Origin of the sequence: Streptomyces sp. NPDC013455 (genome assembly GCF_040632975.1) — a bacterium.
Classification (GTDB): domain Bacteria; phylum Actinomycetota; class Actinomycetes; order Streptomycetales; family Streptomycetaceae; genus Streptomyces.
This window is the reverse complement of sequence record NZ_JBEYCX010000017.1, coordinates 19,624-41,855: the sequence shown is the minus strand read 5'-3', so window position 1 is coordinate 41,855 and position 22,232 is coordinate 19,624. Positions and strand designations below refer to the sequence as shown.

The window sequence follows — 22,232 nt, the reverse complement described above, 5'->3', positions numbered from 1 at the left end:
CCTCGCTCACCCACGGCAGGTGACGTTCCGTCTTCTGCCAGTTTGGTGATACCCGGGCCGTTTGCGCCGTACGCCGGGAGGAGACAACAGGAGTACGGGTCTTTGCAGTTCAGCAGCCCGTGACAGGAAACCCCTGGTTGGGAAGGCTGTTCGTCATGGCCATCGCGCAGCCCGAGCGGGGCGGGCTGCTGCCCGAGCGCCCGGGCACCCTCCGCGGCACGCTCGCCACCACCGCCTGCATGGAGACGCTGCAGGTCGGCTATCTGCACGCGGTCGCCGCCGCGGCCGGCTGCTCGCTGTCCCAGCCCTTCCCGGACAACGGCATCGACTGGCACGTCAGCCACAGCGCGCCCGGGCACACCGTCGACGACGAGGTCACCATCAAGGTGCAGCTGAAGGCCACCTACCAGGTCCCGCCGAACCCCCCGGGCCGCTTCTTCTCCTTCACCCTCGACAACGACCACCTGCGCAAGCTCGCCCGCACCCCGGTCTCGGTGCACAAGATCCTGGTCGTCATGCTCGTGCCGCGCTCCCAGGGCGACTGGCTGCGCGCCAGCCACGACCGGCTCGACCTCAGGCACTGCTGCTACTGGGTCAACCTCGCCGGCCACCCGGTCACCGGCCGGCACCGGAGCACCGTGCGGATCCCGACCTCGCGCATCTTCGACGACCGGGCGCTCTGCGAGATCATGACCCGGGTGGGGACGGGAGGCAGACCATGAGGAACCGTCCCCCCGAGGAGCCCGTACGGCCGGCCGGGCCGCACCCCGGCGACCTCCCCTGGCACCGGGCCCCCCGGCCCGCCGACGTCGACCCCGCCGTGCTCGGCGCCCTGCTGCACCGGCACGGCTGGCAGCGGCGCGGCGGAGCCGCCGGCCGCTACGGCCGCTGGACCCCGCCCGGTCCCGGCGGCGGCGGGACCAGCCTGCTCGTCCCCGAGAGCCGCGCCTTCCCCGACAGCGACGACCTGCTCGGCGAGGCCCTCGACGCCCTCGCCCGCAGCGCCGCCCCCGCCGCCCGCGAGGTGCTGATCTCCCTCGCCGTCCCCAGCGACGAGATCCGCTGGTGGCGCGACACCCCCGGCGGCCCCGCCGGGGCCACCCCGTGGACCGCCGACGACCGGCTGCGCGGCGCCGCCCGGCAGATGCTGCTCGCCGCCGCGCTCGCCACCCGGGCGCGCGCCGGCTACCACGGCGCCCGCCACCGCCGGGCCGCCGCCTCGCTCCTGGCGGACGTCCTCGTCGGCCCCGCCGCCGAGGGCCGCACCCTCACCGCCTTCGCGCCCCTGCCCACCGGACGCCCCGTCGCCGTCCGCCTCCACCAGGCCCTGCACGCGGCCCGCGAGGCCATCGACTACCAGCGGGCCACCGGCGGCATGGACGCCTTCGACGGCGCGGTCGAGGCCGGTGTCAGCCGCGAGCTGACCGAGGCGCTCGGCGCGCTCGTCCGGGGCACCGAGGGCGCCCGCGTCGCGGTGTCCTGGGCCCCCGGCGCGGGCGTCCCCGAGAACTGCGTCCCCTCCGCCGAACCGGTCGAGTTCTCGCCCGGCGACCTGCCCGCGCTCCGCGAGGCCGCCGCCCGCTACCTGCACGCGGAACCCTCCGTCCCGGTCCGCGTCACCGGCGCCGTCGTCCGCATGCACCGCTCCGGCCCCGGCGGCGAGGGCACCGTACGCCTGCGCGTCCTGGCCGGCGCCGACGTCCCGCACCTGCGCGTCACCCTCGACGAGGAGGACTACCGCGTCGCCGGCCACGCCCACCTCGTCGGACTCCCCGTCCGCGTGCACGGCCGGCTGGAGCGCCGGGGCGGCTTCCGGCGGCTCACCGGCGCCGGCGGAGTCGTCCCCGTACAGGTGGACGAGGCCGAGCGGGACCGGCTGATGAAGGCCCTCCAGGAGAACCACGACTTCTTTGAGGAGGGGTGCGAGGACGGCGAGCCGGGAGCGTACGGGGACGGGGACGCAGGGTGACCGTTTAGCGGTCGGTGCCGTGCGGTCGGTACGATCGCCTGTGCGCGCGCTCCTGGTATGGCGCCGCACCCCACCTTCAGTCAGGAGAGACCGGTGTCAGACGTCCGTGTGATCATCCAACGCGATTCCGAGCGGGAAGAACGCGTGGTGACGACGGGCACTACGGCCGCCGACCTCTTCGCGGGCGAGCGCTCGGTCATCGCCGCACGCGTGGGCGGCGAGCTGAAGGACCTGACCTACGCCCTGTCCGACGGTGACGAGGTCGAGGGCGTCGAGATCTCGTCCGAGGACGGCCTGAACATCCTGCGCCACTCCACCGCGCACGTCATGGCGCAGGCCGTGCAGGAGCTGTTCCCCGAGGCCAAGCTGGGCATCGGCCCGCCCGTCAAGGACGGCTTCTACTACGACTTCGACGTCGAGAAGCCGTTCACGCCCGAGGATCTCAAGGCCGTCGAGAAGAAGATGCAGGAGATCCAGAAGCGCGGGCAGCGCTTCTCCCGCCGCGTCGTCACCGACGAGGCCGCCCGCGAGGAGCTCGCGGACGAGCCGTACAAGCTGGAGCTGATCGGCCTCAAGGGCTCCGCGTCGCACGACGACGGCGCGGACGTCGAGGTCGGCGCCGGCGAGCTGACGATCTACGACAACCTGGACGCCAAGACCGGCGAGCTGTGCTGGAAGGACCTCTGCCGCGGTCCGCACCTGCCCTCCACCCGCCTCATCCCGGCGTTCAAGCTGATGCGCAACGCGGCCGCCTACTGGCGCGGCAGCGAGAAAAACCCGATGCTCCAGCGCATCTACGGCACCGCCTGGCCGTCCAAGGACGAGCTGAAGGCGTACCTCGACTTCCTCGCCGAGGCCGAGAAGCGCGACCACCGCAAGCTCGGCAGCGAGCTGGACCTCTTCTCCATCCCCGAGCAGATCGGCTCCGGCCTCGCCGTCTTCCACCCCAAGGGCGGCATCGTCCGCCGCGTCATGGAGGACTACTCGCGGCGCCGCCACGAGGAGGAGGGCTACGAGTTCGTCTACACCCCGCACGCGACGAAGGGGAAGCTCTTCGAGACGTCCGGGCACCTGGACTGGTACGCCGAGGGCATGTACCCGCCCATGCAGCTCGACGAGGGCGTGGACTACTACCTCAAGCCCATGAACTGCCCGATGCACAACCTGATCTTCGACGCGCGCGGCCGCTCCTACCGCGAACTGCCGCTGCGCTTCTTCGAGTTCGGGACCGTGTACCGGTACGAGAAGTCGGGCGTCGTGCACGGCCTGACCCGCGCCCGCGGCTTCACCCAGGACGACGCGCACATCTACTGCACCCGTGAGCAGATGTCCGAGGAACTGGACAAGACGCTCACGTTCGTCCTCGGCCTGCTGCGCGACTACGGCCTGACCGACTTCTACCTGGAGCTGTCCACCAAGGACCCGGAGAAGTTCGTCGGCTCCGACGAGGTCTGGGAGGAGGCGACCGAGACCCTGCGCCAGGTCGCCGAGAAGCAGGGCCTGCCCCTCGTGCCCGACCCGGGCGGCGCCGCCTTCTACGGCCCGAAGATCTCCGTCCAGGCCAAGGACGCGATCGGCCGCACCTGGCAGATGTCGACGATCCAGCTCGACTTCAACCTGCCCGAGCGCTTCAACCTGGAGTACACCGGCCCGGACGGCTCCAAGCAGCGCCCGGTCATGATCCACCGCGCGCTGTTCGGCTCCATCGAGCGCTTCTTCGCCGTCCTCCTGGAGCACTACGCGGGCGCCTTCCCGGCCTGGCTGGCCCCGGTCCAGGCGATCGGCATCCCGATCGGCGACGCGCACGTCGAGTACCTGGAGAAGTTCGCGGCGGCGGCCCGGAAGAAGGGCCTGCGCGTCGAGGTGGACTCCTCCTCGGACCGCATGCAGAAGAAGATCCGCAACGCCCAGAAGCAGAAGGTGCCCTTCATGGTCATCGCGGGCGACGAGGACATGTCGAACGGCTCGGTGTCCTTCCGCTACCGCGACGGCTCGCAGGAGAACGGCATCCCGTTCGACGAGGCCATCTCGAAGATCGCGAAGATCGTGGAGGAGCGGACCCAGGTCTGAGCCGCCCCGGCACCGAAGGCCCCCGGGATCACCGTCCCGGGGGCCTTGGCACGTCCTCGTCGTCGCCCTCCCGGCGGAACCGCTGCAGCAGCAGCGACGAGAACGAGCCCGTCACCGCGCCGAGCAGGGCGAGACCGCAGGCCATCAGGCCCACGGCGATGGTCCGCCCCCACGGCGTCACCGGCGCCACATCGCCGTACCCGACCGTCGCCAGGGTCGAACAGGTCCACCACACCGAGTCGCCGAACGTCCGGATCGTGGCGTGCGGGGCCGCGTGCTCCTGCTGGTACACCGAGAGCGCGCCGGCGAAGCCCAGCAGTGCCGCCGAAAGGCCCGCGTACACGATCACGCGCGCGTGCAGGGCCAGCCGCGGGCGACCGCCCCGGCGCTGCACGGCCTCGTACGTCCGCACGATCCGCACCGGCCGCATCAGCGGCAGCAGGACGACCACCGTGTCCAGCCAGTGCCGCGGCACGAACCGCAGCCCGGCACCGCTGAGCCGCCAGCGCACCGCGTAGTCGACCACGAACAGCGCCCAGGCGAGCAGCTGCACGGACCGGAGGGTGACGCGGACCGGCCCCGGCAGACCGGGCAGGAGGACGTGCGCCGCGTAGGAGGCGAGGTAGACCAGGGAGGCGATGCCCAGCGGGAGGGCCGCCCCGCTCTCCCAGCGTGCCGTACGGCTGTCGTCGTCCACCGGCCAAGCTTGGCCGGAGACCGTCTCCCCCCGGCCCCGGCGACACGCCGCGATCGGGCGAAGCCATATGCTGCCTAGCATGACGAGTGAGCCGGAGCAGCAGATCGGAGTGGGGACGCAGGACGCGTTCCAGCGCCTGTGGACGCCCCACCGGATGGCCTACATCCAGGGCGAGAACAAGCCGACCGGTCCGGGGGCCGACGACGGCTGCCCCTTCTGCTCCATCCCGGCCAAGTCCGACGAGGACGGGCTGGTCGTCCGGCGCGGTGAGCACGTGTACGCGGTCCTCAACCTCTACCCGTACAACGGCGGCCACCTGATGACGGTCCCCTACCGCCACGTGGCCGACTACACCGGCCTGACCGGCCCGGAGACCGCCGAGCTGGCCGAGCTGACCAAGCAGGCGATGACGGCCCTGCGCACGGCGTCCGGCGCGCACGGCTTCAACATCGGCATGAACCAGGGCGCGGTCGCCGGCGCCGGCATCGCCGCGCATCTGCACCAGCACATCGTCCCGCGCTGGGGCGGCGACACGAACTTCATGCCGGTGGTCGGCCACACCAAGGTGCTGCCGCAGCTGCTGGCCGACACCCGCAAGATGCTCGCGGAGGCGTGGCCGGCGTGAGGCCCCGCGGTGCCCTCGGCCGAGGGCACCGCTCACGCGTCGTACACGTCGGCCTTCCGCGGCGTCGGATCCTGTACGTTGCCGCTGAGGAACGCCGACCGGGCACCGAACTTCTCCGTGTTCACGCCGTTCTCCTCCAGCACCTTGATCGCGGCCGAGTGGACCACGCGCAGCACCGGAGTGGCCGCGCGCAGCGCGTCGTCGGCCATGAAGCGGTGCCGCCAGGGCTGGTCGGCCCAGGCGTGCCGCAGTCCGAACGGCTCGGGCAGCCCCAGCGAGCCGCCGAGCCACTTCAGCAGCGGCGGGTACCAGGTCAGCGGGGCGCGCACGGCCAGCCGTACGACCTCGTCCGGACCGACCAGCGGCAGCGTGACGGTGCGGTTCTCCCACGGCTTGAAGGACTTGGCGACCTCCTTGGTCGGCGCCGCCGGCTTCGTCGTGAACAGCGGGTTCACCGGTCCCAGCGCATGCCCGGTGACCTCGATGCGCAGCGTCTGGTGCAGCACGGTCACCGTGATCAGCATGGTGATGACCAGCTGGCCGTCCCACAGCGTCCACTGCACGCCCAGGTAGTAGCGGTCGCCGCTGCCGAACTGCTGCTTGTTGCAGATCTCCTGTATGGCGTGCGGTTTGACCTGGAACGCCTCCACGTCGGTGCCCTCGGGCCGGGACACGGACGTGGCCTTCTCGCCGATCGGGGTGACGATCCAGTGCTTGATCGACGGCTTGGGGAAGCCGCCGGTGTGCAGCGGGCCGCGCTCCAGCAGGGCCAGCTGGTCGTGGATCGCACGTATGACGTCCCAGCTGCGGAAGGGGTGGATCTCCCGGCCCGGGTCGGCGGGCACCAGGTCCTCGGCGAGCTGCCAGGCGCCCCAGCGGGTGCCCATGCCGAGTATGCCCTTGGGGCCGGCGTAGAAGACGGAGTTGGACTGCTGTTCCGCGCTGAGCCGGGCCAGGGACAGCCGCAGGTCCTCGGCGGCGGTGTGACCCGGGCCGCGCGGCACGGCCTCGGGGACCTTGGCGCCGACGCTGGTGCCGGAGAGCAGACCGTCCCAGCGGGCCCGCAGATCCTTCGCGGTGCGCTCGCAGATCCGCTTCGCCCAGAACCAGCCGAGCACGGGGGCGACGACGGCCGCCCGGCCGTACAGCGCCCAGAAGCCGGAGAAGGGCATCTTGAGCAGGAACAGGGCGGCGAGCAGGCCGACGCCCAGCAGGAGCACGGTGCCCAGCGTCCCGGCCCGCTTGTCGTCACGCTTGGCGACGAAGGTGCGCAGCTGGAAGACGAGCAGCCAGACGAGCATGCCGGGCAGGAAGAGCAGGCCGCACACGACGGTGACGGCGGTCAGACGGTTGTCGCGCTCCCGCCGGATGTTGTTCGCCGCCAGGCAGTGCTCCACGACGAACTGGGGATCGGTGCCGAAGGACTGGATGAGCGCGGCGCGGCCGGGGGCGAGCATCCGGTCGACGACGGCCCGGGAGAACGCCTCCCCGAGATTGGGCCGGAACAGTCTCATCCGGCCGGCTTTCACGGTCGACTGGTGCCACTCGTTGTCGGCCTTCTTGATCTCCTCCATCGGGCTGTCCCGGTACGCGGCGGACGCCAGCGCGGAGGTCGCCGCCTGTCCCTCACCGCCCGAGACGGGCACCTGTGGCCCGTCCCACTCCGTTCCAAACGACATTCCCGCCCCCATCACCGCCGGTGCCGTTCCTGCGGCCTTCCCGACTTCCCTGCTCCGCACACCTGTTGGACCGGTCGCCGTGCCGATACCGGACGCCTTTCGGCACGACGTGATCAGGTGATCAGCGTATCCGCCGGCACCGACAGCCCGCGGGCGGACGGCCGAAGCCGCCCGCCCGCGCGCCGGGCCGCACCCCTCGTACTACCCCTCGTCCCCGGCCTGTTCACGGATCCGCTCGGCGATCTGCGGCGGCATCGGCTCGTGCCGGGCGTAGCTCCGGTCGAAGCGCGCCGTGCCGTGCGAGAGCGAGCGCAGGTCGACGGCGTACCGGCCGATCTCGAACTCGGGCACCTCGGCACGGATCAGGGTCCGTCCCGTGCCCACCTGTTCGGTGCCCAGCAGCCGGCCGCGGCGCCCGGACAGGTCGCTCATCACGGGGCCCACGTAGTCGTCGCCGACCAGCACGGTCACCTCGGCGACCGGCTCCAGCAGGTGGATCCGCGCGTCGGCCGCGGCCTCCCGCAGCGCCAGCGCGCCCGCCGTCTGGAAGGCGGCGTCGGAGGAGTCCACCGAGTGCGCCTTGCCGTCCAGCAGCGTGACCCGCACGTCCACCAGGGGATAGCCGGCGGCGACGCCCTTGGCGGCCTGCGCCCGCACGCCCTTCTCGACGGACGGGATGAACTGGCGGGGCACCGCGCCGCCGACCACCTTGTCCACGAACTCGATGCCCGAGCCGCCCGGCAGCGGCTCCACCTCGATCTCGCAGATGGCGTACTGGCCGTGGCCGCCGGACTGCTTGACGTGCCGGCCCCGCCCGGTGGCCCGGTGCGCGAACGTCTCCCGCAGCGAGACCCGGTGCGGGACCACGTCGACCTGGACGCCGTAGCGGCTGCGCAGCCGCTCCAGGGCGACGTCCGCGTGGGCCTCGCCCAGACACCACAGGACCACCTGGTGGGTGTCCTGGTTCTGCTCCAGGCGCATGGTGGGGTCCTCGGCCACCAGCCGGGCCAGCCCCTGCGACAGCTTGTCCTCGTCGGCCTTGCTGTGCGCGTGGATGGCGAGGGGCAGCAGCGGGTCGGGCATCCGCCAGGGCTCCATCAGGAGCGGATCGTCCTTGGCGGAGAGGGTGTCGCCGGTCTCGGCGCGGCTCAGCTTGGCCACGCACACCAGGTCGCCGGCGACGGCCCGGGTCACCGGGCGCTGCTGCTTGCCGAACGGCATGGACAGGGCGCCGACCTTCTCGTCGACGTCGTGGTCCTCGTGCCCGCGGTCGGCGAGGCCGTGCCCGGAGACGTGCACCGTCTGGTCCGGGCGCAGCGTGCCGGAGAAGACGCGGACCAGCGAGATTCGTCCCACGTAGGGGTCGGAGGAGGTCTTCACGACCTCGGCGACCAGCGGACCGCCGGTGTCGCACGGTTCCAGCTCCCGGGGCTTGCCGTCGATGGTGGTCACCTCGGGCAGCGGGTGCTCGAACGGGGTCGGGAAGCCACCGGTGACCAGCTCCAGCAGCTCGACCGTGCCGAGGCCCTGCCGGGCGCCCTCCGCGGCGGGGGCTGCGGCCAGCACCGGGAAGAACGAACCGCGCGCCACGGCCCGCTCCAGGTCCTGGACGAGGATCTCGACATCGATCTGCTCGCCGCCCAGGTAGCGGTCCATGAGGGTCTCGTCCTCGCTCTCGGCGATGATCCCCTCGATGAGCCGGTTGCGGGCCTCCTCGATGTCCGGCAGCTGGTCCTCACCGGGCTCGGACTCCTTGCGCTCCCCGGTCGAGTAGTCGAAGAGCCGCTGCGTCAGCAGCCCGATCAGCCCGGTCACGGGCGCGTGCCCGTCGGGGCCCTCGGGCCCGCGCAGCGGCAGGTACAGCGGCAGCACGGCGTCGGGGTCGTCCCCGCCGAAGACCTCCGCGCAGATCCGGGTCGTCTCCTCGAAGTCCGCGCGCGCGGACTCCAGGTGCGTGATCACGATCGCGCGGGGCATGCCGACGGCCGCGCACTCCTCCCACACCATCCGGGTCGAGCCGTCCACGCCGTCCGAGGCCGAGACGACGAACAGGGCCGCGTCGGCGGCGCGCAGACCGGCCCGCAGCTCCCCGACGAAGTCGGCGTAGCCGGGCGTGTCCAGCACGTTGACCTTGATGCCGTCCCATTCGACCGGCACCACGGAAAGCTGTACCGAGCGCTGCTGCCGGTGCTCGATGTCGTCGTAGTCCGAGACGGTGCCGCCGTCCTCGACCCGGCCCGCCCGGTTCACCGCCCCCGCGGTCAGCGCGAGGGCCTCCACCAGAGTCGTCTTTCCCGAGCCGGAGTGGCCGACCAGCACCACGTTCCGTACGGACGCGGGGTGGTCGGCCGACAGAGCCCTGCCGGCGGCTCCGGGGTGGTGAGTGTGTGCCTTGTCGCCCATGATCCTGCCTCCCGTGCACGGTGAGGTCACTGTGGGCGCGGACACGCGGGATCCGCGTGCTCTGGCGGCTCCGGCGACGCCCGCGGTTATTCGAGCTTTCCACTCCCGTCACGTGGCGTCCATACGAACGGCCGCGAAGGGTACGGACCGGTACCGATCGCGCCACTCACGCTCCGTGCGCGGCGGCACGCACCGGTTCACGCCACGAGCCGCGGGTGCCCGCCCGTCACGCGCCCGCGCGCGTGGCTACGATGGGCCAGCCGGGGGCCACCAGGGGCCGCGGCACACCGACCGTCGGGAAGGCCATGCTGAACAAGTACGCGCGTGCATTCTTCACGCGTGTCCTCACACCGTTCGCCGCGTTTCTCATCCGCCGGGGCGTGAGCCCCGACACGGTCACGCTCATCGGCACGGCCGGTGTGGTCGCGGGCGCGCTGGTCTTCTACCCCCGGGGCGAGTTCTTCTGGGGCACGGTCGTGATCACCTTGTTCGTCTTCTCCGACCTGGTCGACGGCAACATGGCCCGCCAGCTGGGCCGCTCCAGCCGCTGGGGCGCCTTCCTGGACTCCACCCTGGACCGGGTCGCCGACGGCGCGATCTTCGGCGGTTTCGCGCTCTGGTACGCGGGCCAGGGGCACAACGACGCCCTGTGCGCGGTGTCGATCTTCTGCCTGGCCAGCGGCCAGGTGGTGTCGTACACCAAGGCGCGCGGCGAGTCGATCGGGCTGCCGGTCGCCGTCAACGGGCTCGTCGAGCGCGCCGAGCGGCTGGTGATCTCGCTGGTCGCCGCCGGTTTCGCGGGTCTGCACGCGTTCGGTGTGCCGGGCATCCAGTGGCTGCTGCCGGTCGCCCTGTGGATCGTCGCCGTCGGCAGCCTCGTCACGCTGATCCAGCGGGTGGTCACCGTCCGCCGCGAGTCCGCCGAGGCGGAGGCGGCGGCCCCGCAGAACGCGGCCCAGGGGAGCGAGGCGGCGCAGTGAGCGCGGCGGAACGGCTGAGCGACACGCTCTACGGCCTCGGCTGGAGCACCGTCAGGAAGCTCCCCGAGCCGGTTGCGGTCCGCCTCGGCCGGACCATCGCCGACCTCGCCTGGAAGCAGCGTGGCAAGGGCGTGCAGCGGCTGGAGGCGAACTACGCGCGCGTGGTGCCCGACGCCGGCCCCGAGCGCCTCGCCGAACTGTCCCGCGCGGGCATGCGCTCCTACCTGCGCTACTGGATGGAGTCCTTCCGGCTCCCGGCCTGGAGCGCCGAGCGGGTACGGACCGGCTTCGAGGCCAAGGACCTGCACTTCCTCACCGACGGCCTCGCCTCCGGCCGGGGCGTGATCATCGCCCTGCCGCACCTGGCCAACTGGGACCTGGCCGGCGCGTGGGTCACCACCAAGCTGCAGACACCGTTCACGACGGTCGCCGAGCGCCTGAAGCCCGAGACGCTCTACGACCGCTTCGTCGCCTACCGCGAGGGTCTCGGCATGGAGGTCCTGCCGCACAGCGGCGGGTCCGCCTTCGGCACCCTGGCCCGCCGGCTGCGCGACGGCGGCCTGGTCTGCCTGGTCGCCGACCGCGACCTGTCCGCCTCGGGCGTGGAGGTCGACTTCTTCGGCGAGCCGGCCCGGATGCCGGCCGGACCGGCCCTGCTCGCCCAGCAGACCGGGGCGCTGCTGCTGCCCGTCACTCTCTGGTACGACGACTCGCCCGTCATGAAGGGCCGCGTCCACGCCCCCGTCGAGGTGCCGGAGGCAGGTACCCGGGCCGAGAAGACGTCCCTCATGACACAGGCGCTGGCCGACGCCTTCGCCACCGGCATCGCCGACCACCCGGAGGACTGGCACATGCTCCAGCGGCTGTGGCTCGCCGACCTCGACCCCGCGAAGGGACCCGCGTGAGAATCGGGATCGTCTGCCCGTACTCCTGGGACGTCCCCGGGGGCGTCCAGTTCCACATCCGCGACCTCGCCGAGTACTTCATCCGGCTGGGCCACGAGGTCTCGGTCCTCGCCCCGGCCGACGACGACACGCCCCTGCCGCCGTACGTCGTCTCGGCCGGCCGCGCGGTCCCGGTGCCGTACAACGGCTCGGTGGCCCGGCTGAACTTCGGGTTCCTGTCGGCCGCGCGGGTGCGCCGCTGGCTGCACGACGGCGCCTTCGACGTGGTGCACATCCACGAGCCGACCTCGCCCTCGCTGGGCCTGCTGACCTGCTGGGCGGCGCAGGGCCCCATCGTCGCCACCTTCCACACCTCCAATCCGCGCTCGCGCGCGATGATCGCCGCCTACGCGATCCTCCAGGCCGCCCTGGAGAAGATCAGCGCGCGGATCGCGGTCAGCGAGTACGCCCGCCGGACGCTGGTCGAGCACCTGGGCGGGGACGCGGTCGTCATCCCCAACGGCGTCGACGTGGACTTCTTCGCCGAGGCCGAGCCCAAGGCGGAGTGGCAGGGCGGGACCATCGGCTTCATCGGCCGTATCGACGAGCCCCGCAAGGGCCTGCCCGTCCTGATGAAGGCGCTGCCGAAGATCCTCGCGGCCCGCCCCGGGACGCGGCTGCTGGTGGCGGGCCGGGGCGACGAGGAGGCGGCCGTCGCGGACCTGCCCGAGGAACTGCGCCCGCGCGTGGAGTTCCTCGGCATGATCAGCGACGAGGACAAGGCGCGCCTCCTGCGCAGCGTCGACCTGTACGTCGCCCCCAACACCGGCGGCGAGAGCTTCGGCATCATCCTGGTCGAGGCGCTGTCCGCGGGCGCGCCCGTCCTCGCCTCCGACCTGGACGCCTTCGTGCAGGTCCTCGACCAGGGCGAGGCCGGGGAGGTGTTCGCCAACGAGGACTCCGACGCGCTCGCCGAGGCGGCCGTGCGGCTGCTGGCGGACCCGGCCCGCCGGACGGAGCTGCGCGAGCGCGGCAGCGCCCATGTACGGCGGTTCGACTGGTCGACGGTCGGCGCGGACATCCTGTCGGTCTACGAGACGGTCACCGCCGGCGCGGCCGCGGTCGGCGCCGACGAGCGCACCACGGGCCTGCGGGCCCGGTTCGGCCTGGCCCGGGACTGACCCGGGGAGCGTGCCGGGGCAGCCGATAGCCTTCGGCCGTGACCGCAACCCTCATCTGGATTTTCGTCGCACTCCTCGCCATCGGCATGTACCTGAGCTGGACGGCCGGGCGGCTGGACCGGCTGCACGTGCGGATGGACGCCGCCCGGGCCGCGCTCGACGCCCAGCTGCTGCGGCGGGCCTCCGTGACCCAGGAACTGGCGACCTCGGGCGTGCTGGACCCGGCCGCCTCGATCGTGCTCTACGAGGCCGCGCACGCGGCCCGGCAGGCCGAGGAGGAGCAACGGGAGGTCGCCGAGAGCGAGCTCAGCCAGGCGTTGCGGGCGGTCTTCGAGGACCCGGCGCAGGTGGAGGCGGTCCGGGAGGCCCCCGGCGGCGAGGAGGCCACCCGCGAGCTCGCCGAGGCCGTACGCCGGGTGCCGATGGCCCGCCGCTTCCACAACGACACCGTGGGCGCGGCCCGCAGGCTCCGCGAACACCGCAAGGTCCGCTGGTTCCGCCTGGCCGGCCACGCCCCCTTCCCGCTGGCCTTCGAGATGGACGACGAGCCGCCGGCGGCCCTGGCGGAGCGGGCCGCCTGAGCCCGGGCGGACCAAAAGGATCCACCGGCTTGCCATTGGCCCTTGCTGTGGCCTGGTCCACTCGCGTTTCCTCATCGGAGCAGAAACCCTCTTTCACTTCAGTGAGGTCACCCGTGTCCACCATCGAGAACCAGGCTCCCGAGACCGGCACCGCCCGCGTGAAGCGCGGCATGGCCGAGCAGCTCAAGGGCGGCGTGATCATGGACGTCGTCACGCCGGAGCAGGCGAAGATCGCCGAGGACGCGGGCGCCGTCGCCGTCATGGCCCTGGAGCGGGTCCCGGCCGATATCCGCAAGGACGGCGGCGTGGCCCGCATGTCCGACCCGGACATGATCGAAGGCATCATCGACGCCGTCTCGATCCCGGTCATGGCCAAGTCCCGCATCGGCCACTTCGTCGAGGCCCAGGTGCTCCAGTCCCTCGGCGTGGACTACATCGACGAGTCCGAGGTGCTCACCCCGGCCGACGAGGTCAACCACTCCGACAAGTGGTCCTTCACCACCCCCTTCGTCTGTGGTGCGACCAACCTGGGCGAGGCCCTGCGCCGCATCGCCGAGGGCGCCGCGATGATCCGCTCCAAGGGCGAGGCCGGCACCGGCAACGTCGTCGAGGCGGTCCGCCACCTGCGCCAGATCAAGGGCGACATCGCCCGCCTGCGCGGCCTGGACAACCACGAGCTCTACGCCGCCGCCAAGGAGCTGCGCGCCCCGTACGAGCTGGTCAAGGAGGTCGCCGAGCTGGGCAAGCTGCCGGTGGTCCTCTTCTCCGCCGGTGGCGTGGCCACCCCGGCCGACGCCGCCCTGATGCGTCAGCTCGGTGCCGAGGGCGTCTTCGTCGGCTCCGGCATCTTCAAGTCCGGCGACCCGGCCAAGCGCGCCGCCGCCATCGTGAAGGCCACCACCTTCTACGACGACCCGAAGATCATCGCGGACGCGTCCCGCAACCTCGGCGAGGCCATGGTCGGCATCAACTGCGACATCCTGCCCGAGTCCGAGCGGTACGCCAACCGCGGCTGGTGACCACCGGTACGGAAACCCGTACCGAAGCCCAGGCACTGAAACCCAGGTACTGACTCCATGAACACTCCTGTCATAGGCGTCCTGGCCCTCCAGGGCGACGTACGGGAGCACCTCATCGCCCTGGCCGCGGCCGACGCCGTGGCCAGGCCGGTGCGGCGCCCCGAGGAACTCGCCGAGGTCGACGGCCTCGTCCTGCCCGGCGGCGAGTCCACCACCATCTCCAAGCTGGCCGTCCTGTTCGGCCTCATGGAGCCCCTGCGCGCACGCGTGCGCAGCGGCATGCCCGTCTACGGCACCTGCGCCGGCATGATCATGCTCGCCGACAAGATCCTCGACCCGCGCTCGGGCCAGGAGACCATCGGCGGCATCGACATGATCGTGCGCCGCAACGCCTTCGGGCGGCAGAACGAGTCGTTCGAGGCGGCGCTCGACGTGCGGGGCATTCCGGGCGATCCTGTGGAGGGCGTCTTCATCCGCGCCCCCTGGGTGGAGTCCGTGGGCGCGGGGGCCGACGTGCTCGCCGAGCACGAGGGCCACATCGTCGCCGTACGCCAGGGCAACGCGCTCGCCACCTCGTTCCACCCCGAACTGACCGGCGACCACCGCGTGCACTCCCTGTTCGTCGACATGGTGCGCGCCAACCGGACACCGGAGTCCTTGTAGGATCTCCGGGGGTCCCCCCGGCCTTCCCGCCAGGGGGCGTTCGTACAGGATGGGTTACGCGAAGGAGACAGGCAGATGTCCGGCCACTCTAAATGGGCCACGACGAAGCACAAGAAGGCCGTGATCGACGCCAAGCGCGGCAAGCTCTTCGCGAAGCTGATCAAGAACATCGAGGTCGCGGCGCGGATGGGCGGCGTCGACCTCGACGGCAACCCGACCCTCTACGACGCTGTCCAGAAGGCCAAGAAGCAGTCGGTTCCCAACAAGAACATCGACTCGGCCATCAAGCGCGGTGGAGGTCTCGAGGCCGGCGGCGCCGACTACGAGACGATCATGTACGAAGGCTACGGCCCGAACGGCGTCGCGGTGCTCATCGAGTGCCTCACCGACAACCGCAACCGCGCCGCCTCCGAGGTCCGTGTCGCGATGACCCGCAACGGCGGCTCCATGGCCGACCCGGGCTCGGTGTCGTACCTGTTCAACCGCAAGGGCGTCGTGATCGTCCCCAAGGGCGAGCTGACCGAGGACGACGTGCTCGGTGCCGTCCTGGACGCGGGGGCCGAGGAGGTCAACGACCTCGGCGAGACCTTCGAGGTCATCAGCGAGGCCACCGACCTGGTCGCGGTCCGCACCGCCCTCCAGGACGCCGGCATCGACTACGACTCCGCCGACGCCAACTTCGTCCCGACCATGCAGGTCGAGCTGGACGAGGAGGGCGCCAAGAAGATCTTCAAGCTCATCGACGCGCTCGAGGACAGCGACGACGTGCAGAACGTCTTCGCCAACTTCGACGTGAGCGACGAGGTCATGGAGAAGGTCGACGCCTGACCCCCGCCGGTACGGCGGCGATGACGGCGGGCCGGTGGGACACGTCCCACCGGCCCGCCGTCATTGTCAGTGGGACCCGATAGCCTGCACAAACATGTGATCGAGGCGATCGGAGGGAGGGGCGCGGTGCGTGTTCTGGGGGTGGACCCCGGGCTGACCCGGTGCGGGATCGGCGTCGTCGAGGGGGTCGCGGGCCGGCCGCTCACCATGGTCGGCGTCGGCGTCGTCCGAACCCCGGCGGACGCCGAGCTCAGCCACCGGCTGCTCGCCGTCGAGCAGGGCATCGAGCAGTGGCTGGACGAGCACCGGCCCGAGTTCGTCGCCGTCGAGCGCGTCTTCAGCCAGCACAACGTGCGCACGGTCATGGGCACCGCCCAGGCCAGCGCCGTCGCCATGCTGTGCGCCGCCCGGCGCGGCATCCCCGTCGCCCTGCACACCCCCAGCGAGGTCAAGGCCGCCATCACCGGCAGCGGCCGCGCCGACAAGGCGCAGGTCGGAGCCATGGTGACCCGGCTGCTCCGGCTCGCCGCGCCGCCCCGGCCCGCCGATGCCGCCGACGCCCTCGCGCTCGCCATCTGTCACATCTGGCGCGGCCCCGCCCAGAACCGGCTCCAGCAGGCGGCCGCCCGGCACACAGCCCACGCAACGAAAGGCCGTACGGCATGATCGCCTTCGTCAGCGGCACGGTCGCCGCGCTCGCCCCCGACGCAGCGGTCGTCGAGGTCGGCGGCGTCGGCATGGCCGTCCAGTGCACGCCGAACACCCTGTCGGCGCTGCGCGTCGGCCGGCCGGCCAAGCTGCACACCTCGCTCGTGGTCCGCGAGGACTCGCTCACCCTCTACGGCTTCGCCGACGACGACGAGCGCCAGGTCTTCGAACTGCTCCAGACCGCGAGCGGCGTCGGCCCGCGCCTGGCCCAGGCGATGCTCGCCGTGCACACCCCGGACGCGCTGCGCCGCGCGGTCGCCACCGGCGACGAGAAGGCCCTCACCGCCGTGCCCGGCATCGGCAAGAAGGGTGCCCAGAAGCTGCTGCTGGAGCTGAAGGACCGGCTCGGTGAGCCCGTCGGCGCCCCGGCCGTCGGCGCGCCCGTCAGCCAGGGCTGGCGCGACCAGCTGCACGCGGCCCTCATCGGCCTCGGCTACGCCACCCGGGAGGCCGACGAGGCCGTGACCGCCGTGGCGCCCCAGGCGGAGGCCGCCGGCGGCACCCCGCAGGTGGGACAGCTGCTGAAGGCCGCTCTCCAGACCCTGAACCGCGCCCGCTGACCTGCGCCACCTCGCTAGGAGAACCTCGTGAACTGGGACGACTCGACCGACACCCCCGCTCCCGAGCGGCTCGTCGGTGCGTCCGCCGACCGGGAGGACCAGGCCGTCGAGGCCGCCCTGCGCCCCAAGGACCTCGACGAGTTCATCGGCCAGCAGAAGGTCCGCGAACAGCTCGACCTGGTCCTGCGCGCCGCCCGGGCGCGCGGTGCCACCGCCGATCACGTGCTGCTCTCCGGCGCGCCCGGCCTCGGCAAGACCACCCTCTCGATGATCATCGCGGCCGAGATGGGCGCCCCGATCCGCATCACCTCGGGCCCGGCCATCCAGCACGCCGGCGACCTCGCCGCCATCCTCTCCTCCCTCCAGGAGGGCGAGGTCCTCTTCCTGGACGAGATCCACCGCATGTCCCGGCCCGCCGAGGAGATGCTGTACATGGCGATGGAGGACTTCCGCGTCGACGTCATCGTCGGCAAGGGGCCCGGCGCCACCGCGATCCCCCTGGAACTGCCGCCGTTCACCCTCGTCGGCGCCACCACCCGCGCGGGCCTGCTGCCGCCGCCGCTGCGCGACCGCTTCGGCTTCACCGCGCACATGGAGTTCTACGAACCGCACGAGCTGGAGCGCGTCGTCCACCGCTCGGCGCAGCTGCTGGACGTCGGCATCGAGCCGGACGGCGCCGCCGAGATCGCCGGCCGCTCCCGGGGCACGCCCCGTATCGCCAACCGCCTGCTGCGCCGCGTCCGGGACTACGCGCAGGTCAAGGCCGACGGGGTGATCACCCGGGAGATCGCCGCCGCCGCCCTCGCCGTCTACGAGGTCGACCCGCGCGGTCTCGACCGGCTCGACCGCGCGGTCCTCGAAGCGCTGCTGAAGCTCTTCGGCGGCGGACCGGTCGGCCTGTCCACCCTCGCCGTCGCGGTGGGGGAGGAGCGGGAGACCGTGGAGGAGGTCGCCGAACCCTTCCTGGTGCGGGAGGGCCTGCTCGCCCGCACCCCGCGCGGCCGGGTCGCGACGCCGGCGGCCTGGGCGCACCTCGGCCTCACCCCACCGCGCCCGGCGGCCCCGGGAAACGGACAACAGGACCTGTTCGGGGCGTGATGGCCGCCGCTCGGCGAGGGCGATGGCCAGGGGAGGAACCCAGGTGCCATGCTGAGCGTTGTTCCATGAGAGCGGACTCGCTTAGACTCCGCCGATGCCGCCCTTCCGGGCGGCGCCGACCACACCCCCATCCAACAGGCCGCTCACCGCGCGGTCGCGCGAAGGAAATTCCGTCCCGTGAATGCCTATACCCTTCTCCCCTTCATCGTGCTCATCGCGGCCATGTTCCTGATGACGCGCTCGGCCAAGAAGAAGCAGCAGCAGGCCGTCGACATGCGGAACCAGATGCAGCCCGGCTCCGGTGTCCGCACGATCGGGGGGATGTACGCGACGGTCAAGGAGGTCAACGAGGACACGGTCCTCCTCGACGCCGGGCCGGGCGTCGAGCTCCTCTTCGCCAAGAACGCCATCGGCGCCGTCCTCACCGACGACGAGTACAACCGCATCGTCCACGGCATCGAGCACGACCTGAAGTCCGACGCCGACCTCGTCCCGGACGACGCCTCCTCCCTCACCGAGACCGACCGGACCGACGGATCCGCCGCCGCTGCCGCCGCCTCCGACGACAAGATCGACCTCGGTAAGAAGGACGCCGCGAAGGACGCCGACGCGGCCGGTGCCGCCGACGCCAAGGCGGAGGACGAGCCGAAGAAGACCGACGGCGACTCCGACGCGAAGTAGTCACGCCCCGGGAGGCGCGGCGGCGGCATGATGGCGCCCCGCGCATCCCGGGCGCGTCTGTTTCCCGCACGGGAGCCCGACACCATGTCATGGCCGACCGCGCCGACCGGGCGCGGGGCGGCCCGAGAGGGAGTACGAGAAGGTGGCAGCACCTAAGAGGGGCCGAAGCGCGAGCGCCCCGAGCAAGCCAGGGCGCTCGCTGGCCCTCATCCTGATCGCCATCGTGGCGCTCACCGGGGGGATGTTCCTCTCCGGGCACACCACCCCGCGTCTCGGCATCGACCTCGCCGGTGGCACGAGCATCACGCTCAAGGCGAAGGCCGACCAGGGGTCCGCGATCAACAAGGCCAACATGGACACCGCGGTCGACATCATGAACCGCCGTGTCAACGGTCTGGGTGTCTCCGAGGCGGAGGTGCAGACCCAGGGGAACGACAACATCATCGTCAACATCCCCAAGGGCACCAACTCCGAGGAGGCCCAGGAGCAGGTCGGCACCACCGCAAAGCTGTACTTCCGGCCGGTCCTCGCCAGCGAGCCCAGCGGCCAGGCCGCGAAGAGCCCCTCGCCGAGCGCCTCCTCCAGCGGCAGCTCCTCGCCGAAGCCGAGCGCGAGCCCGTCCTCCAGCGCCTCCTCCAAGGAAGAGGCCTCCTCGTCCGGCACCGCGTCCCCCGGCGCCTCGGCCACCTCCCAGGGCCGCGCCGTCACCGACGCGCTGAAGAAGGCGAGCCCCACCCCGTCGGCGAGCGCCTCCGCCTCCGGCAGCGGCACGCCGTCGGCCACCCCGTCGGCCTCCTCCAGCGGCGGCACGGCCACGGACTCCAAGCTCCAGGCCCAGTACGCGGCCCTCGACTGCACCAAGCCCACCGCCCGCGCCAACGCCGGCAAGCGCGCCAAGCCCGGCCAGTCCACCGTGGCTTGCGGCGAGATCGACGGAACCTGGTACAAGTACCTGCTCGGCCCGGCCGCCGTGGACGGCACCGAGGTGAAGAAGGCGCAGGCCGTCTTCGACACCCAGGGCGCCGCCGGCTGGCAGGTCCAGATGAACTTCACCAAGAGCGGTGCCGACAAGTTCGCGGACATCACCGGCGAGCTCGCCAAGAACCAGCCGCCGCAGAACGAGTTCGGCATCGTCCTCGACGGCGAGGTCGTCTCCAGCCCGTACGTGCAGCAGGCCATCACCGGCGGCCAGGCGGAGATCTCCGGCAGCTTCAAGCAGGAGGAGGCGCAGGGCCTCGCCAACATGCTGTCGTACGGCGCCCTGCCGCTGTCCTTCCAGGAGCAGTCCGTCACCACCGTCACCGCCGCCCTCGGCGGTGAGCAGCTGCGCGCCGGCCTGCTCGCCGGCGCCATCGGCCTCGCGCTGGTCGTGCTCTACCTGGTGGTCTACTACCGCGGTCTGTCGCTCGTGGCCATGGCCTCGCTGGTGGTCTCGGCGATCCTCACCTACGTGATCATGTCGCTGCTCGGCCCGGCCATCGGCTTCGCGCTGAACCTGCCGGCCGTCTGCGGTGCCATCGTCGCCATCGGTATCACCGCCGACTCGTTCATCGTGTACTTCGAACGCATCCGGGACGAGATCCGTGAGGGCCGCTCGCTGCGCCCCGCCGTCGAGCGGGCCTGGCCGCGCGCCCGGCGCACCATCCTCGTCTCCGACTTCGTGTCCTTCCTCGCCGCCGCGGTGCTGTTCATCGTGACCGTCGGCAAGGTCCAGGGCTTCGCGTTCACGCTGGGTCTCACCACCCTGCTGGACGTGGTCGTCGTCTTCTTCTTCACCAAGCCGCTGATGACACTGCTCGCCCGCCGCCCGTTCTTCGCCAACGGCCACAAGTGGTCCGGCCTCGACCCGAAGAGCCTGGGTGCCAAGCCGCCGCTGCGCCGCACCCGCCGTCCCGCCGGTCCCGTCGCCGGCCCTGTCGACCCGAAGGAGGCGTGAGCGATGTCGAAACTCGGCAACCTCGGCGCTCGGCTGCACCGCGGCGAGATCTCCTACGACTTCGTCGGCAAGCGCAAGATCTGGTACGGCATCTCGATCCTGATCACCATCACGGCCATCGTCGGCCTGGCGGTGCGCGGCCTGAACATGGGCATCGAGTTCCAGGGCGGCGCGGTCTTCACGACGCCCACGAAGATGAGCACGTCGGTGGCACAGGCGGAGGAGTTCGCCCAGGACGCCTCCGGCCACCAGGCGATCGTGCAGAAGCTCGGCAACGGCAGCCTGCGCATCCAGATCGCCGGCATCGACACCGACCAGTCCGACAGGATCAAGCAGGAGCTGGCCGAGGACCTGAAGCTCGACCCGGAGAAGCTCGCCGCCGACCTGGTCGGCCCGAGCTGGGGCGAGCAGATCGCCAACAAGGCCTGGGAGGGCCTGGCGATCTTCATGGTCCTGGTGACGATCTACCTGGCGATCGCCTTCGAGTGGCGCATGGCCGTCGCCGCGCTCGTCGCGCTGATCCACGACATCACCATCACGACCGGTATCTACGCCCTGGTCGGTTTCGAGGTCACGCCCGGCACGGTCATCGGTCTGCTGACCATCCTCGGCTACTCGCTCTACGACACGGTCGTCGTCTTCGACAGCCTCAAGGAGCAGACGAAGGACATCACCAAGCAGACCCGCTTCACCTACGGCGACATCGCCAACCGGTCGATCAACGGCACGCTGGTCCGGTCCATCAACACCACGGTGGTCGCCCTGCTGCCGGTCGCCGGCCTGCTCTTCATCGGCGGCGGCTTCCTCGGTGCGGGCACGCTCAACGACATCTCCCTGTCGCTGTTCGTGGGTCTCGCGGCCGGTGCCTACTCCTCGATCTTCATCGCCACGCCGCTCGTCGCCGACCTCAAGGAGCGCGAGCCGGCGATGAAGGCCCTCACCAAGCGGGTGCTGGCCAAGCGCGCCCAGTCCCCGGCGGACGAGGACCTCGCGGACGCCCGTACCCTCGCCGTCGACGACTCCGACGAGGCCACCCCCGCCGTCGTGGGCCCGCGCAACCAGCCCGTCTCCCGCGGCCGGGGCCGCGGCCGCACCTCGGGGAAGCGCCGATGAGCGACATCGAGGAGCTGCTGCTCAGCCGTATCCGCGACGTGGCCGACTACCCGGAGCCGGGCGTGATGTTCAAGGACATCACCCCGCTCCTGGCCGACCCGGCGGCCTTCACCGCGCTCACCGGCACGCTGGCCGGCATAGCGGCCGACACCGGCGCCACCAAGGTCGTCGGGCTGGAGGCGCGGGGCTTCATCCTCGGCGCGCCGGTCGCCGTCCACGCCGGCCTGGGCTTCATCCCGGTCCGCAAGGCCGGCAAGCTGCCCGGGGCCACGCTGCGCCAGGCCTACGACCTGGAGTACGGCTCGGCGGAGATCGAGGTGCACGCCGAGGACCTGGCCGCCGGCGACCGCGTCCTCATCGTGGACGACGTCCTGGCCACCGGCGGCACCGCCGAGGCCGCCATCCAGCTCATCCAGCGCGCGGGCGCCGAGGTCTGCGGCCTCGCGGTCCTGATGGAGCTGGGCTTCCTGGGCGGCCGTCTCCGCCTGGAGGAGGCCCTCGGCGAGGCCCCGCTGGAGGCCCTGTTGAAGGTCTGACGGACCTGCGCCACGACGACG

At 71.8% G+C, this 22,232-nt stretch carries 21 protein-coding genes; 18 read left to right on the top strand and 3 right to left on the bottom strand.

Translation table 11 applies throughout. The features are described 5' to 3' along the window. Nucleotides 1-155 precede the first annotated feature (155 nt). The 3 genes from ABZ576_RS24950 to thrS all read left to right on the top strand — a co-directional run bounded on the left by ABZ576_RS24950 (nucleotide 156) and on the right by thrS (nucleotide 4,039). Complete coding sequence (locus ABZ576_RS24950; protein ID WP_360744895.1) at nucleotides 156-722, top strand: DUF4365 domain-containing protein; 567 nt, start codon at nucleotides 156-158, stop codon at nucleotides 720-722. After that, nucleotides 719-1,969, top strand: coding sequence for a hypothetical protein (locus tag ABZ576_RS24945; protein WP_360744892.1), 1,251 nt, complete (start codon nucleotides 719-721; stop codon nucleotides 1,967-1,969). The genes ABZ576_RS24950 and ABZ576_RS24945 overlap by 4 nt, the downstream gene beginning before the upstream one ends. Before the next feature lie 93 nt (nucleotides 1,970-2,062). Next, a complete protein-coding gene (thrS, locus tag ABZ576_RS24940) occupies nucleotides 2,063-4,039 on the top strand; it encodes a threonine--tRNA ligase (protein ID WP_360744889.1) in 1,977 nt (658 codons plus the stop codon). Nucleotides 4,040-4,067: 28 nt separating this feature from the next. Here thrS and ABZ576_RS24935 read toward each other — a convergent pair whose 3' ends face one another. Next, nucleotides 4,068-4,736, bottom strand: coding sequence for an ion channel (locus ABZ576_RS24935; protein ID WP_360744886.1), 669 nt, complete (start codon nucleotides 4,734-4,736; stop codon nucleotides 4,068-4,070). 67 nt (nucleotides 4,737-4,803) lie between these two features. Between ABZ576_RS24935 and ABZ576_RS24930 the strand changes: the two genes are divergently transcribed. Beyond that, nucleotides 4,804-5,361 carry an HIT domain-containing protein gene (locus tag ABZ576_RS24930; protein WP_360744883.1) on the top strand — a complete coding sequence of 186 codons (558 nt, stop codon included), beginning with the start codon at nucleotides 4,804-4,806 and terminating at the stop codon, nucleotides 5,359-5,361. A 32-nt stretch (nucleotides 5,362-5,393) separates the two neighbouring features. Here the strand turns inward: ABZ576_RS24930 and ABZ576_RS24925 are convergent, their stop codons facing one another. Then, nucleotides 5,394-7,040, bottom strand: coding sequence for a hypothetical protein (locus ABZ576_RS24925; RefSeq protein WP_360744880.1), 1,647 nt, complete (start codon nucleotides 7,038-7,040; stop codon nucleotides 5,394-5,396). 201 nt (nucleotides 7,041-7,241) lie between these two features. Next, on the bottom strand, nucleotides 7,242-9,443 hold the full coding sequence (locus tag ABZ576_RS24920) for an elongation factor G-like protein EF-G2 (protein ID WP_360744877.1): 2,202 nt from the start codon (nucleotides 9,441-9,443) through the stop codon (nucleotides 7,242-7,244). A gap of 251 nt (nucleotides 9,444-9,694) precedes the next feature. Between ABZ576_RS24920 and pgsA the strand changes: the two genes are divergently transcribed. From pgsA to ABZ576_RS24850, 14 genes are all read left to right on the top strand, one after another. Further along, nucleotides 9,695-10,423 (top strand): phosphatidylinositol phosphate synthase, encoded by a 729-nt coding sequence (gene pgsA, locus ABZ576_RS24915; RefSeq protein ID WP_360745216.1) that lies wholly within the window; start codon nucleotides 9,695-9,697, stop codon nucleotides 10,421-10,423. Next, entirely contained in the window at nucleotides 10,420-11,328 is a 909-nt protein-coding gene (locus ABZ576_RS24910) for a phosphatidylinositol mannoside acyltransferase (protein WP_360744874.1), read from the top strand. The genes pgsA and ABZ576_RS24910 overlap by 4 nt, the downstream gene beginning before the upstream one ends. Beyond that, entirely contained in the window at nucleotides 11,325-12,488 is a 1,164-nt protein-coding gene (locus ABZ576_RS24905) for a glycosyltransferase family 4 protein (protein WP_360744871.1), read from the top strand. Before ABZ576_RS24910 ends, ABZ576_RS24905 begins: the two co-directional genes overlap by 4 nt. Nucleotides 12,489-12,526: 38 nt before the next feature. Continuing rightward, a complete protein-coding gene (locus tag ABZ576_RS24900; protein ID WP_360744868.1) occupies nucleotides 12,527-13,069 on the top strand; it encodes a hypothetical protein in 543 nt (180 codons plus the stop codon). A gap of 113 nt (nucleotides 13,070-13,182) precedes the next feature. After that, nucleotides 13,183-14,088 (top strand): pyridoxal 5'-phosphate synthase lyase subunit PdxS, encoded by a 906-nt coding sequence (pdxS, locus tag ABZ576_RS24895; protein ID WP_360744865.1) that lies wholly within the window; start codon nucleotides 13,183-13,185, stop codon nucleotides 14,086-14,088. A gap of 57 nt (nucleotides 14,089-14,145) precedes the next feature. Continuing rightward, nucleotides 14,146-14,751, top strand: coding sequence for a pyridoxal 5'-phosphate synthase glutaminase subunit PdxT (gene pdxT / locus ABZ576_RS24890; RefSeq protein WP_360744862.1), 606 nt, complete (start codon nucleotides 14,146-14,148; stop codon nucleotides 14,749-14,751). A gap of 75 nt (nucleotides 14,752-14,826) precedes the next feature. After that, complete coding sequence (locus tag ABZ576_RS24885; RefSeq protein ID WP_360744859.1) at nucleotides 14,827-15,579, top strand: YebC/PmpR family DNA-binding transcriptional regulator; 753 nt, start codon at nucleotides 14,827-14,829, stop codon at nucleotides 15,577-15,579. A gap of 126 nt (nucleotides 15,580-15,705) precedes the next feature. Next, the gene (gene ruvC, locus ABZ576_RS24880) at nucleotides 15,706-16,245 is read left to right on the top strand and encodes a crossover junction endodeoxyribonuclease RuvC (protein WP_360744856.1); all 540 of its coding nucleotides are present in this window, start codon (nucleotides 15,706-15,708) and stop codon (nucleotides 16,243-16,245) included. Then, nucleotides 16,242-16,847, top strand: a complete 606-nt coding sequence (gene ruvA / locus ABZ576_RS24875) for a Holliday junction branch migration protein RuvA (protein WP_360744853.1) — start codon at nucleotides 16,242-16,244, stop codon at nucleotides 16,845-16,847. Before ruvC ends, ruvA begins: the two co-directional genes overlap by 4 nt. Nucleotides 16,848-16,874: 27 nt before the next feature. Beyond that, complete coding sequence (gene ruvB, locus ABZ576_RS24870) at nucleotides 16,875-17,945, top strand: Holliday junction branch migration DNA helicase RuvB (RefSeq protein WP_360744850.1); 1,071 nt, start codon at nucleotides 16,875-16,877, stop codon at nucleotides 17,943-17,945. Between the two features lie 177 nt (nucleotides 17,946-18,122). Continuing rightward, the gene (gene yajC / locus ABZ576_RS24865) at nucleotides 18,123-18,626 is read left to right on the top strand and encodes a preprotein translocase subunit YajC (RefSeq protein WP_360744847.1); all 504 of its coding nucleotides are present in this window, start codon (nucleotides 18,123-18,125) and stop codon (nucleotides 18,624-18,626) included. A 142-nt stretch (nucleotides 18,627-18,768) separates the two neighbouring features. Further along, nucleotides 18,769-20,562, top strand: coding sequence for a protein translocase subunit SecD (gene secD / locus ABZ576_RS24860; RefSeq protein WP_360744844.1), 1,794 nt, complete (start codon nucleotides 18,769-18,771; stop codon nucleotides 20,560-20,562). A 3-nt stretch (nucleotides 20,563-20,565) separates the two neighbouring features. Further along, nucleotides 20,566-21,675, top strand: a complete 1,110-nt coding sequence (secF, locus tag ABZ576_RS24855) for a protein translocase subunit SecF (protein WP_360744841.1) — start codon at nucleotides 20,566-20,568, stop codon at nucleotides 21,673-21,675. After that, nucleotides 21,672-22,211 (top strand): adenine phosphoribosyltransferase, encoded by a 540-nt coding sequence (locus ABZ576_RS24850; RefSeq protein ID WP_360744838.1) that lies wholly within the window; start codon nucleotides 21,672-21,674, stop codon nucleotides 22,209-22,211. The genes secF and ABZ576_RS24850 overlap by 4 nt, the downstream gene beginning before the upstream one ends. The last annotated feature ends 21 nt before the right edge of the window (nucleotides 22,212-22,232 follow it).